Here is a 13,164-nt window from a genome sequence, read left to right as displayed (position 1 = left end):
GTTTACTTAGCCTATCACTCGGTCTATCACTTAGCCGCTAACTGGCCGTTAATCACTAAACTTAAGTATTCGGTAAAATCATGCCCATGGTTTTGCAACATCTTAGGAAACATCGAAATCGGTGTCGAACCCGGGAAGGTATTGATTTCGTTGAGCAGAATTTCATTATCTTGGGTTAAGAAAAAGTCGATGCGTGACAGATGGCGCAGCTTCATGCCCTTAAAGGCTTTAATCGCATAGGCGCGGATCTGCTCGCTAATGTCAGTTGGCACATTTTGCGCGACCACATCGGTGCGTGCCTTACTGCTCTTGGCGTATTTTTCATCGAAGGTGTAGAAGGTATTGCTATCACAGATGATTTCGCCCGGCAGCGTCGCGACCACTTCGCCTTGATACTCATAGACCGCGACTTCCAGCTCACGGGCCTTAATGGTTTTCTCAACAATCACATAGGGCGCGTAGCCAAAGGCATCTTTTAACACGTCAGCCACTTTGCTGCTGTCATCGACTTTATAGCAACCGACCGATGAGCCTTGGGATGCGGCCTTGACGAAAATCGAACCCCAGTTTTCGAGCGCCGCTTGGGTTTGGGCAATCGCTTCATCATCGTATTGATTTAAGAAGATGTAAGGTGTGTTAGGAATGCCTAAGGCGCTGAACCACATCTTAGCGGTGATCTTGTTAAAACAGTTGCTGCTGGCTTCGGATTCGCAACCAAAGTAGGGCAGTTGGATAAGATTAAAGTAAGACTGAATGTCGCCTGTTTCCCCTGGATAGCCGTGAATACAAGGAATGACATAATCCACAGGCCAAGGCGACTTAGTTTCATCACGGAAGCGAATTTCGCGGTTATTGGTCAGCTCACAGTCATCGCCTGCGGCGGTTTGGTATTGGCCAAACTTGTCCAGTACCACGCGCAGTACATTAAACTGCTCGGATTTTGCTAATGAGGTTTCAAAATAATTAGCCGACAGTAGGGAAATATCGTGTTCCGCACTTCCACCGCCGCACAGCAAAAGTAAATTGATTTTTGACATTATGATTCCTCGATTGAGCAAAATGCTGTTGAGTTGCCTTTTGCAACTCGCTTACTAACGACAACTTCGTCACTTCCTGCAACAGGGCCGTTATCTGCGCTAAGCACATAAGTTAGCCGCAGCCATCTTAGATTTCTTGCCCCCTAAAGTGCAAGGACTCAGGCGAAGGAGTTTGACCGAGTGATGAATTTTAACGCATTTTTACAGGGCAATAAAAAACGCGCCGAGGCGCGTTTTAAAGGATTTGTCTGTTAACGGACAAATTAGAAGTTTGCGGTGCGTGGCGCGCGTGGGAATGGGATCACATCACGGATGTTCGATACGCCCGTTACGTAAGACACTAAACGCTCGAAGCCCAGACCGAAACCTGAGTGTGGCACTGTGCCGTAACGACGCAGATCGCGATACCACCAGTAATCTTCTTTGTTCAGATCCATTTCTTCTAAACGCATATCCAGCACGTCTAAACGCTCTTCACGTTGTGAACCACCGATGATTTCACCTATGCCTGGGGCTAACACGTCCATCGCGGCAACGGTTTTACCGTCTTCGTTAAGGCGCATGTAGAAGGCTTTGATATCTTTTGGATAGTTCTTCACCACCACAGGGGCTTTGAAGTGCTCTTCGGCCAGATAACGCTCGTGCTCAGAGGATAAGTCGATACCCCAAGACACTGGGAATTCGAACTCACGACCACATTTTTGCAGAATGTCTACTGCATCGGTGTAATCCACCTGAGCGAAATCACTCGATACGAAAGATTGCAGACGCTCAATCACGGTTTTATCCACGTGCTGGGCGAAGAATTCCAGATCGTCCATACGCTCGGCTAATACGGCGTTGAAGGCGTATTTCAGCATGCCTTCAGCAAGGCTGGCGATATCGCTTAAGGTGGCGAAAGCGACTTCTGGCTCAACCATCCAGAATTCCGCTAAGTGGCGGCTGGTGTTTGAGTTTTCAGCACGGAAAGTCGGGCCAAAGGTGTAGATTTTTGACAGGGCGCAGGCGTAGGTTTCGCCGTTCAGCTGGCCCGATACGGTTAAGAACGCCTCTTTACCGAAGAAGTCTTTGTCGTAATCTACTTTACCATCGCTAGTGCGTGGCAGGTTTTCCATATCCAGTGTGGAGACACGGAACATTTCACCCGCGCCTTCACAGTCTGATGCGGTGATCAGCGGTGTAGACACCCACACGAAACCGTTTTCATGGTAGAAACGGTGAATCGCTTGAGATAAACAGTTACGTACGCGGGCAACGGCACCAATGATGTTGGTACGTGGGCGTAAGTGGGCCAGTTCGCGTAAATGCTCGATTGAGTGACGCTTAGCCGCCATAGGGTAAGTGTCTGGATCTTCAACCCAACCAGTTACTTCAACGTGAGTAACTTGCAGCTCATAGGCTTGGCCAGCGCCAGGAGATTCAACAATCTCACCGGTTACGATCACAGAGCAGCCAGCTGTCAGCTTTAACACTTCGTTGTCGTAATTTTCTAAGCTATTTGGCACAACACCTTGAATAGGATTAAAGCAGGAGCCGTCATAGACAGCTAAAAAAGAGATGCCAGCTTTAGAGTCACGACGGGTTCTGACCCAGCCACGGACTGTGACTGTCGAACCAACTGCGTGCTCACCTTTAAATACAGAAGCGACCGATGCAATGCTCATTGTTGCTTAGTTCTCCAACGAAACGTTTTATATGAAAATTTTTGGAGGTTTATATTACCTTGCTGGTGGCTTTTCTCAAGCTGAAAAAGGTATCCTGAGGTTAATATTACTAATATTGAGTGATAGGGTGCCTTAAAACTTGGGAGGCGGTATGCGGAAAGTCAAAATATTTCAGATGATCCTCGCCACATTATCCATTCTGGGCTGGACCTTGGCGGTGTACGCGTTGATGGTGTTTGGCGAGGCTCGCCCCGAACGAGAGGTCGGATCCTACTTGAGTCGCGGTGAAACCTTCAGACACTATTGGGACCCAAGCGAAACCGAATTACTGCAATACATCATCTGGGGCTGTGGTGCGATAAGCCTGATTAGTCTGGCGTTTAATTACTATGTCGCCCACCACAGCAAACTCGGTTATTGGTTTAATATTCCCTTGCTGCTGCTAACCTCGCTGGCGGCGGGTCTATACGTGCATTTTGTGATTTGAATTATCCAAAAGGGGAATGCGGGTTTACAGCATCTCCTCGGGCAGACTCAAATGCCGACAGAGGTGATCGATAATCGCCGCCGTTGCGCCCCAGATAAAACGCTGCTGATAGGGAATAAAATGTACGCTGTAATAACGCCCTTGGCGTAAAAACTGTTTGCGGTGGCGATTTTGCGGCTCGATAAAAAAGCTTAAAGGCACGGTAAAACAGTCGGCGACTTCGCCGGGATCGAGCCTTAAGGAAAAATCCTGCTTAATCATGCCTACGACAGGAGTGATTTCAAAACCGGTAAAGGTGTTATGGGCGGGGAAGGTGCCTATCACTTCAACATTTTCCCGGCAAAGGCCAATTTCTTCTTCCGCTTCCCTAAGTGCGGCCGTAATGGCGCTGCTGTCACTGGGTTCAATCTTGCCGCCGGGAAAACTAATTTGCCCTGGGTGCGCCCTAAGGTGCATCGGTCTTTGGGTTAAAATCAGATTGAGCTCGCCTTGGATTTCCTGCAAGGGGATGAGTACCGCGGCTTTACGTAACCCAAGGTGAGGGATAGCCGCCGGATCTTGCGTGGCTAAAGGATGCAGATTAAATCTGAGTCTAAATTCCGCTTGATCCATAGGCTTCCTATTCGTGTGCTGACGCTTATTGAGGGCTATCGAGTAAGGGTAAGATGCGGCTAATCTTATCGAAGCTTTCTTGGTACTCGGCATCGACATTCGAGTCGGCGACTATGCCGCCGCCCGCCCAGCAATAGAGCTTACCTTGTTCAGCCACTAGCGTGCGTATGGTGATACTGCTGTCCATTTGTCCATCTTGGCTGATATAACCCATGGAGCCACAATACAGACTGCGGCGTGAGGGTTCCAGTTCTTCAATAATTTCCATGGCGCGGATTTTAGGCGCACCGGTAATCGAACCGCCGGGAAAGGCCGCCCGCAGCAAGTCACAGGCATGGTATTGTGGGTCGAGCTTGGCGGTAACGGTACTGACTAAATGGTGCACCGCCGGAAAGCTTTCGACAGCAAACAAATGTGGCACTTGCACAGTACCGGGCGCTGCGACTTTGCCGATGTCGTTACGCAGCAAATCCACAATCATCACGTTTTCGGCGCGATCCTTGGGCGAATGGGCGAGAGCTTGCGCCGCTTGTTTATCTAGCGCTGGGTCGCTATGGCGCGGTAGAGTGCCTTTAATCGGTTTGGTTTGAATGTCGTCACCGCGAAGCTGAATAAAGCGCTCGGGCGAAATCGATAAAATCGCATTGTCATCCAGTCGCATAAAGGCGGAGAAGGGCGCTTGATTGGCACTTCGTAGCTTGCAGTAAGCACGCCATTCATCGCCTTGATACTCAGCTTCAAAGCGCTGGGTTAAATTAATTTGATAGCAATCACCGCTATGCAGATACGCCTGTACTTGATTAAATTTTGAGGTGTACTGGGCTTTGGTGAGCTGCGCCGACCAAGGGCTGGTGAGGCGAAACTCAGCCTGTTTGGTGGTGTCGGCTATTTTTGCTTCAATGATTTTCAATTGAACATCGAGCGCGGCATCCCCTAAATAGTGCACCATAAACCAGCTTTGCTGCTGATAATCGAAAATCAATGCCCAGTCGTAAAAGCCAATATTCATCTCGCCGAGGTGAATATCCTGCGCCGCAGTACTGGGGAGCTGTTCAATTCGGCGGCCTAAATCATAACTAAAGCTGCCCATGGCGCCGCCACTGAAGGGCAAATTGCAGCTAAAGGATTGCGGATACCAATGACGCAGCAGCAAATTAACCAGCGTAAAAGGGTCATCCTGCGGGCTGAGGTGAGGCGGCTCGGCTAATTCAGGCAGATGAACTCGAATGTCAGTGAGCTCGCCTTGGGTGATGAGGGTGGCGATGGGACCTGCGCAAATCATATCGAATTTAGCGTCCTGATGGGGCGCATTGGCCGAGTCGAGCAATATGGCCCAAGATTCTGCCGCAAAGTGTTCGAAGATTGCTGCTGTGCTGAAAGTCCAGTCAAGTTGGCGTACTGCCAGCGGTAATGCCGCCCTATTTGCCATCAATTAACCCTATCTAAAAATGTGATGTAGCCCAAAAAGATGGGAAAGAGTATCATATTGGCCCAGAAAGAATTACACAAAAAACAAGTAAGGCCCTAAAGGCTGCTGGAGCGCACCTACTATGTCATCTCACCATGAAACGTCTGAAAATGTAGTGATTAAACAAGCCGACTTTATTGAAAGTGTGGCCGATGCCCTGCAATACATCTCCTATTACCACCCAAAAGATTTTGTTGATGCCATGAGCGAAGCTTATGAGCGTGAGCAAAGTGCGGCGGCGAAGGATGCGATTGCGCAAATTTTGATTAACTCGCGTATGTCTGCCGAAGGTAAACGCCCTCTGTGCCAAGACACGGGTATCGTGACCACCTTCGTTAAGATTGGTATGGGGGTTAAGTGGGACAAAACCGATATGACCGTGCAGCAAATGGTCGATGAAGGTGTGCGTCGTGCTTATACCAACCCAGATAACCCATTGCGTGCATCGATTGTGGCCGACCCTGCCGGTAGCCGTAAAAACACCAAAGACAACACGCCATCCGTGGTGCATATCGATATGGTGCCAGGCAACCATGTGGAAGTGGCTATTGCTGCCAAAGGCGGCGGCAGTGAAAACAAAGCCAAGATGGTGATGTTAAACCCATCTGACGATATCGCCGCTTGGGTTGAAAAAACGCTGCCAACCATGGGCGCAGGCTGGTGTCCTCCAGGTATGCTCGGTATCGGTATTGGCGGCACCGCTGAAAAAGCGGCCGTACTGGCGAAAGAAGCGCTGATGGAAAGCGTGGATATCCATGAGTTAATGGCGCGCGGCGCAGAAACCAGCGAAGAAAAACTGCGTTTAGACATTTTTGAGCGTGCTAACAACCTCGGTATTGGTGCGCAGGGCCTTGGCGGTTTAACCACAGTGTTAGACGTGAAAATCAAATCAGCGCCGACTCATGCAGCATCAAAACCTGTAGTCATGATCCCGAACTGCGCCGCAACTCGTCACGTACACTTCCATTTAGATGGTACTGGCCCTGCGGATCTTGCGCCTCCTTCACTGAGCTACTGGCCAGAAATCACCCGCGAAGTGGGCAGCGATGTGCGCCGCGTTAACTTAGATACAGTCACACAAGCTGATATCGAGCAGTGGAAGAGCGGTGAAACCATTCTGTTAAGCGGTAAAATGCTTACCGGCCGTGATGCTGCCCATAAACGTATCCAAAGCCTGATTGAAAGCGGTGAAGGTTTACCAGAAGGTGTGGACTTTACTGGCAAGTTTATCTACTACGTGGGCCCTGTTGACCCAGTCGGTAACGAAGTTGTAGGTCCTGCTGGCCCGACAACTGCAACCCGTATGGACAAGTTCACTGACCTGATGCTGGATAAAACTGGCCTGATGGGCATGATTGGTAAGGCTGAGCGTGGTCCAGCAACCGTTGAATCTATCAAGAAACACAAAGCTGTGTACCTGATGGCTGTGGGCGGCGCGGCTTACTTAGTGTCGAAAGCCATTAAGAAATCCCGCGTAGTAGCCTTTGCCGATTTAGGTATGGAAGCAATTTACGAGTTTGACGTTGAAGATATGCCAGTGACTGTGGCGGTAGACTCAAACGGCGTGAATGCCCATGAAACTGGCCCTGCGATTTGGAAAGTAAATATCGCTAACGCCAAAGCTTAAGCAAATGGCCTAAGCGAATGTCCTTCTTGCAAAAATGTCGCTTTTTTAAGCGGGGTTTGAGCGGGAAAGGGCGGCGAGTGGTACTCAATGACACCATTCGATGCTGACTGACAATTTGTCACAAAAAAATACGCTCAAGTACGCCTTTTGGCTTGCTTGAGCGTTTTTGTTTCGTTAGTGTGGCAAACTTATCTTCACAAAGACGATTGATGATCGTTTTGACCGTTCATTCGGTACAACTACCGAATGTGTTTAACAAAAGATGGATATAACAATGAAAATAGCTCCTCTCCTATTGGCGCTTGGCGCGGCAGGTTTGGCCTGCTCTGCCCACGCGGCCGATCCTAAGCCTTTTACTGTGCAACAGCTGGTTAAACTCAACAAATTGCATTCGGCCGCGGTGTCCCATGATGGCACAAAATTGGTCTACGGCCTGAAAACCGTTAATGACAAGGGAGAGGCGAGCTCAGATTTATATCTTCTCGATCTGACGCAAGCGGATGCTAAACCGATGCAGATCACCTCGGCTGCGGGTACTGAGCACGATGTCAGCTTCGCAAACGATGACAAATCGATTTATTTCCTCGCCAGCCGCAGCGGTTCAAGCCAACTGTTCCAACTGCCATTAACGGGCGGCGAAGCGCAGCAAGTTTCTGATCTGCCATTGGATATCGATGGTTACAAACTCTCTAACGATGGCAAGCAAATCGTGCTCAGCATGCGCGTCTTCCCAGAGTGTAAAGACTTAGCTTGTTCGAAAGACAAATTTAAGGCCGAAGAAGAGCGTAAATCGACGGGCCGTGAATACAAGCAGTTGATGGTGCGTCACTGGGATACCTGGGAAGACCATGCCCGTAACCATTTATTCGTGGGTGCCCTTAACGGCGAGAAGCTGACCAAAGTGGTGGATATCACCCAAGGTTTAGACACAGAAACCCCACCTAAGCCATTCTCAGGCATGGAAGAAGTGACTTTCACGCCAGACGGTAAATATGTGGTGTACAGCGCGAAAGCGCCAAGTAAAGATCAAGCTTGGACCACAAACTACGATCTGTGGCAGGTGAGTGTGAACGGTGGTAAGGCCACTAACTTAACTGCCGATAACATCGCTTGGGACGCCCAGCCAACATTCTCAAGCGATGGCCGTTATATGACGTACCTCGCGATGACTAAACCCGGCTTCGAAGCTGACCGTTACCGCATTATGCTGCGTGATACCAGCACTGGACAGTCGAAGGAAGTGGCACCGCTGTGGGACAGAAGCCCAAGCTCGCTGATGTTTGCACCGGACAACCGTACTCTGTATGTGACGGCGCAGGACATTGGTCAAGTGTCTATTTTCAAAGTGAATACTCAGTTTGGTGATGTGCAGTCTGTCTACAGCGACGGCAGCAATAGCCTGATTGCGATCGCCGACGATCAACTGATCTTCGACAGCAAAACCTTAGTTGAGCCGGGCGATCTGTACCGCATCAACACCGACGGCCAAGGCCTGAAGCGTCTGACTGAAGTCAACAAAGACAAGCTGGCCGAAATCAAATTCGGTGAATTCCAACAATTTAGCTTTAAGGGTTGGAATAACGAAGATGTTTACGGTTACTGGATCAAACCTGCTAACTACCAAGAAGGCAAAAAGTACCCGATTGCATACTTAGTCCACGGTGGTCCACAAGGTTCATTTGGTAACGCCTTCAGTGGTCGTTGGAATGCTCAGTTATGGGCAGGCGCGGGTTATGGCGTTGTGATGGTGGACTTCCATGGTTCAACCGGTTACGGCCAAGCCTTTACCGATTCTATCAGCCAAGATTGGGGCGGTAAGCCATTAGAGGACTTACAAAAGGGTCTGGCTGCGGTGAGCCAGCAACAAAAATGGCTCGATCCACAAAATGCCTGTGCCTTGGGTGGCTCTTACGGCGGCTACATGATGAACTGGATCCAAGGCAACTGGAACGATGGCTTTAAGTGCCTCGTTAACCACGCGGGTCTATTCGATATGCGCTCCATGTACTATGTGACCGAAGAAGTGTGGTTCCCAGAGCATGAGTTTGGCGGCACTTACTCAGATAACAAAGCGTTATATGAGAAGTTTAACCCAGTAAACTATGTGGAAAACTGGAAGACGCCAATGCTGGTTATCCATGGTGAGAAGGACTTCCGTGTGCCTTATGGCCAAGGTTTAGCCTCATTCAGCTATATGCAGCGTAAGGGTATTCCATCAGAGCTGTTAATTTTCCCTGATGAAAACCACTGGATCTTAAAGCCAGAAAACCTAGAACAATGGTACGCGAACGTGTTCCGTTGGATGGATAGCTGGACGAAAAAGTAATCGAAGATGATGGACTTAAATCCACTGGGTATTAAGTCCCTTTAACTTGTTGCCAAAGCCAGAACCCTGTTCTGGCTTTTTAATACTAGGATTGTTAATCGTAGCCAATTAAACACTGGACTTATCAAGGAATGAAGATGCAGATCAGAGCGGCGACTACAGCAGATATTGAGTCGATAAGCGCGTTAATTACGCTGCTTACACGAGTTTATATCGCTCCCACGTGTACAGATGTGGGCGCTGAAACCTTAGTCAAAGCCATGTCGGTGGAATCGGTGGCGCATTATTTTGCCTCAGGTTATCAATATCATGTTGCAGTGAATGAGGCTGGCGAACTCGTTGGGGTGGTGGGGATGAAGGATAACAGTCATCTTTATCATTTATTTGTGGCGGATATCGCCAAGGGGCAAGGTCTTTCGCTTCAGCTGTGGGAGCTTGCCAAAGCTGAGTGTCTAGCCAAGGGGAATCCCGGCACTTTTACCGTCAATTCTGCGGTGAATGCGCTGCCAGTCTATCAGCGCTTTGGCTTTATTGCGCAAAGCGATATTCGCGAGCGCGGTGGGATCCGCGATATTCCAATGCAACTCGTGCTTTGATCTATAACGATCTTTAACCATAAGACCAAAACATAAAATCAGAAGAAGAGAACCTATGGCGAATGTGAGTTTTTACCCAATCGGGACAGTCGGTGAAAAATGGGGCGATGCCGAAAAGGCGGCATGGTTTGCTAGCACGCAAATTAAGCGTTCTTACCAAGACAATGTTGTCACGCCACTAAAAGCGATGGAGTCACAACTGGCCGAATTAGGGCTGAGCGTGGTGCAATATGGCGCCTTATCAATTGATCCTGTGCGTTATCCCTTGTTTGCGGTCAAATCAGCAAGCTTCGATCCGAACAAGAAAACCGTCTTAGTCACAGGTGGCGTACACGGCTATGAAACCAGTGGCGTGCATGGCGCCTTGGCCTTTTTGGCTAACAACGCGGCTCATTATGCGAAGCGGGTAAACCTAGTGGTGGCAGTATGCGTGAGCCCTTGGGGATATGAGACCATTAATCGCTGGAATCCGAAAGCTATCGATCCCAACCGCTCGTTTTATGCCAATAGTCCCGCTGAAGAGTCGGCAGTACTGATGGCACTGGTGGCAAGCGTTCCACAAGGTTTTGATGTGCATGTGGATTTACATGAAACCACCGACTCGGATGAAGACGAATTTCGTCCAGCCTTGGCCGCGCGTGACGGCAAAGACTTTATCCCCGGCACCATTCCAGATGGTTTTTATGCCGTAGGTGATACCGAAAATCCGCAGGATGCCTTCCAAAAGGCGATTATCGATGGGGTGAGTAAAGTGACTCACATCGCGCCCGCCGATGACAAGGGCGAGATTATTGGCTCAACTGTGGTGCAACACGGAGTGATCAACTACCCGTTGAAAGCGCTAGGTTTATGCAGCAGTGTGACGGGCTGTATTTATAACACCACCACCGAAGTGTATCCAGACAGCCCATCGGCCACACCCGCAGAGTGCAACCTAGCCCAAGTCGCGGCAATCACCAGTGCCATCGATTATGTATTAGCGTTGAGCTAATTGAGTTTGTTTGAAACTAAGCCTGAACAGCCGTAACGCTTTTCAAGACGCGAGCAATTGATTTTGCTTAAGTTAAAATGATAAAAGCCCTCAAACGAGGGCTTTTTATTGCCAACGCCCTTCCATATTTATGTAATAGCATCGGTTTTTACTAATTTATTCTGTTGTTTTGGGCAAAATTTAGGTCACTCCAGTTCTTGCAATGAACGGCTAGCATTTTACTCTAGGTATGCCACCCCACAGCGTCGTGTATTGTGGTGTGAGTAATGCGCGGCGCATTGCCCATTTCTGTTCTATGCCTTGTGCGGCTAAAAATAAGGTATCTCGCCCATAACGGGCATTTATTCCATCAAATGCGTTCATTAGTGTGGGTTTAGTTTTAGATAAATTGAACAAATCGAGTTGTTGATACCTATTTTGTTCGAGATTTATCAGGCCTATTCCTATCTTGTAGTACTTAACTCCTGGTCGAAATAATCTTGGTGCTGCTAAAGACGCTGCTTGCGTCATCTCAATGGTGCAATTGGTTGCAGTGGGGAAATGGATAAGGGATTTAAAACCAACGGGTTGTTCATCGTAAGGGGAGTTATTGGCAAAAATCAGCATCGATTTGCAGCATGAACCCTGCGCTCTGGCTTTTGCCGCTGCAATCCCAACGTGTTTGCTCAATGCTTGTAGTAACGCCTCAAAATCCATGATGCGCTCACCCACGGAGCGAGTGGAAAATATCTGTTGTTTATCTGCCCGTGTGTGCTCCCATTGTTTACAGGCTGTGCCATTAAGCTCTCGGACGGTTCGCTCTATCTCTATGCTGAATTGCTTGCGAGCAAGACCTGTTGGCATTTGTGCCAGATCGTAAGCGGTGTGAATGCCCATACTCACCAGTTTTTTGCTGAGGCGGCGCCCAATACCCCATACATCACTGACTAAGAGTTGTTTAAGAATTTCAATTCGTTGAGGTTCATTATCTATCAGGCAAACACCATGATAGCCGGGTAATTTTTTAGCGGCATGATTAGCGATTTTAGCCAGTGTGAGTGTTGCACCTATGCCAACGCAAACGGGGATGCGCGCTTCTTTCCAAACGGTTTGGCGGATGCGCAGGCCGTGTGTTTTTAAGCAGGGGATGCTGGTGTGGCAGTGCTTGAAGGATAAAAATGATTCATCAATGGAGTAAATATGTTGGTCGGGAGCGAAGCGGCCGATGATTTCCATCATTTTTGCCGACAAATCGGCATACAGCTCGTAGTTGCTAGAACACACTATTACCCCTAGTTTGGCGCATTGTTCTTTGACATGAAAATACGGCGCAAATTTGGGGATGCCGAGTTCTCTGGCCTGACGGTTGGCAGCCACGATACAGCCATCGTTATTGCTTAGTACGATAATCGGTTTGCCGCGCCAATCGGGGCGGAACACTTGCTCAGCGGAGCAATAAAACGAGTTGGCATCGACTAAGGCGTACATGACCATAAGCCCTGTAATGAAGATTTAAAATGCATTCTAACCGAGCGAATAACGATTCCTTCAACACTAAAAGTGTCGCAATCTCGTATCGGCACGGCATGGTATTGCGGATTAGCAGACAGTAACATCCTGCGTTTTTTATCAAAAATTTTGCAGATAAACTCGCCATTGAGCTGGGCAACGATAACGGCTCCCTGTAATGCGTTAACTTGTCGGTCAATAATTAATATATCTCCATCATATATCCCTTCATCTTGCATGGAGTCCCCTTGGGCGACACCAAACCAGGTTGCGCAAGGGTGTAATACCAATAGATCATCCAGGTTTGTCCTAAGCTCAGAATAGTCTGAAGCAATATTAATAGAATCATTGAGATAGAAATGTTGCCTCAAGGTTCGGATCACGACTCCTTCAATGCAAAAATCATCGTAATCGTGTATCACTATGGCTTGGCAGTTTTCATGGGAAGAGAGCAGCATTCTCTGTTTTTCATCATAGATTTTGCAGATGAACTCGCCATTGAGTTGGCCATAAATCACACACCCTGTGTGAGGTTTAACATGGCGATCGATGACCAGCAGATCGCCATCGAATATGCCGACACCTTTCATCGAATCGCCTTGAGCGATGCAAAGCCGTGTTGCACTGGGGTGCAATACGAGTAAATCATCAAGACACAATCCAAGCTGAGTATATTCTGCTGCTGGGCTTTCAAAGCCGCTAATTCCCGCGTGAGCGGGCCAAGGAATAATAGGGTAAACACGCATAGCAATATAATTACTGTATATAAATACAGTAATTGTAGCGAGCATTGTTCTATTCGCAAATGGGACTGAGTGTTAAATTGGCTTGCTAGTCAGTTAGTACAGATTAACCACATGATTAAGTT

General features: G+C 48.5%; 11 protein-coding genes and 1 pseudogene. 5 read left to right on the top strand and 7 right to left on the bottom strand.

Features of this window, described 5'->3' with window-relative positions; translation table 11 throughout:
* Positions 1-26: 26 nt before the first annotated feature.
* Together B5P39_RS09115 and asnS are read right to left on the bottom strand one after the other, a co-directional pair.
* On the bottom strand, positions 27-1,037 hold the full coding sequence (locus B5P39_RS09115) for a D-alanine--D-alanine ligase (RefSeq protein ID WP_088211278.1): 1,011 nt from the start codon (positions 1,035-1,037) through the stop codon (positions 27-29).
* Positions 1,038-1,300: 263 nt separating this feature from the next.
* Positions 1,301-2,701 (bottom strand): asparagine--tRNA ligase, encoded by a 1,401-nt coding sequence (asnS, locus tag B5P39_RS09110; RefSeq protein WP_088211277.1) that lies wholly within the window; start codon positions 2,699-2,701, stop codon positions 1,301-1,303.
* Positions 2,702-2,852: 151 nt separating this feature from the next.
* Here asnS and B5P39_RS09105 point away from each other — a divergent pair, with 151 nt between their 5' ends.
* Entirely contained in the window at positions 2,853-3,188 is a 336-nt protein-coding gene (locus B5P39_RS09105) for a hypothetical protein (RefSeq protein ID WP_088211276.1), read from the top strand.
* Positions 3,189-3,212: 24 nt separating this feature from the next.
* Here the strand turns inward: B5P39_RS09105 and B5P39_RS09100 are convergent, their stop codons facing one another.
* Together B5P39_RS09100 and pabB are read right to left on the bottom strand one after the other, a co-directional pair.
* On the bottom strand, positions 3,213-3,800 hold the full coding sequence (locus B5P39_RS09100) for a CoA pyrophosphatase (protein ID WP_088211275.1): 588 nt from the start codon (positions 3,798-3,800) through the stop codon (positions 3,213-3,215).
* A gap of 25 nt (positions 3,801-3,825) precedes the next feature.
* Complete coding sequence (pabB, locus tag B5P39_RS09095; protein WP_088211274.1) at positions 3,826-5,229, bottom strand: aminodeoxychorismate synthase component I; 1,404 nt, start codon at positions 5,227-5,229, stop codon at positions 3,826-3,828.
* A gap of 121 nt (positions 5,230-5,350) precedes the next feature.
* Between pabB and B5P39_RS09090 the strand changes: the two genes are divergently transcribed.
* The 4 genes from B5P39_RS09090 to B5P39_RS09075 all read left to right on the top strand — a co-directional run bounded on the left by B5P39_RS09090 (position 5,351) and on the right by B5P39_RS09075 (position 10,808).
* Positions 5,351-6,895, top strand: a complete 1,545-nt coding sequence (locus B5P39_RS09090) for a fumarate hydratase (protein ID WP_088211273.1) — start codon at positions 5,351-5,353, stop codon at positions 6,893-6,895.
* Positions 6,896-7,169: 274 nt separating this feature from the next.
* The gene (locus tag B5P39_RS09085) at positions 7,170-9,221 is read left to right on the top strand and encodes a S9 family peptidase (RefSeq protein WP_176399897.1); all 2,052 of its coding nucleotides are present in this window, start codon (positions 7,170-7,172) and stop codon (positions 9,219-9,221) included.
* A 137-nt stretch (positions 9,222-9,358) separates the two neighbouring features.
* Positions 9,359-9,817, top strand: coding sequence for a GNAT family N-acetyltransferase (locus B5P39_RS09080; protein ID WP_088211271.1), 459 nt, complete (start codon positions 9,359-9,361; stop codon positions 9,815-9,817).
* Between the two features lie 55 nt (positions 9,818-9,872).
* Positions 9,873-10,808, top strand: a complete 936-nt coding sequence (locus B5P39_RS09075; RefSeq protein ID WP_088211270.1) for a M14 family metallopeptidase — start codon at positions 9,873-9,875, stop codon at positions 10,806-10,808.
* Positions 10,809-11,018: 210 nt separating this feature from the next.
* Here the strand turns inward: B5P39_RS09075 and B5P39_RS09070 are convergent, their stop codons facing one another.
* The 3 genes and pseudogenes from B5P39_RS09070 to B5P39_RS24895 form a co-directional block, all read right to left on the bottom strand.
* Positions 11,019-12,275 carry a Y-family DNA polymerase gene (locus tag B5P39_RS09070; protein WP_088211269.1) on the bottom strand — a complete coding sequence of 419 codons (1,257 nt, stop codon included), beginning with the start codon at positions 12,273-12,275 and terminating at the stop codon, positions 11,019-11,021.
* Positions 12,263-12,679 carry a LexA family protein gene (locus B5P39_RS24900; protein WP_254915755.1) on the bottom strand — a complete coding sequence of 139 codons (417 nt, stop codon included), beginning with the start codon at positions 12,677-12,679 and terminating at the stop codon, positions 12,263-12,265. The genes B5P39_RS09070 and B5P39_RS24900 overlap by 13 nt, the downstream gene beginning before the upstream one ends.
* A pseudogene (locus tag B5P39_RS24895) lies at positions 12,656-13,042 on the bottom strand (LexA family protein); the annotation flags it as partial. The pseudogene B5P39_RS24895 and the gene B5P39_RS24900, both read right to left, overlap by 24 nt.
* Positions 13,043-13,164: the final 122 nt, after the last annotated feature.

The organism is Shewanella sp. Shew256 (genome assembly GCF_002196695.1).
GTDB lineage: Bacteria > Pseudomonadota > Gammaproteobacteria > Enterobacterales > Shewanellaceae > Shewanella > Shewanella mangrovisoli.
Note: the sequence above shows the minus strand (reverse complement) of the source record. Positions and strands in the feature narration are given on the sequence as shown.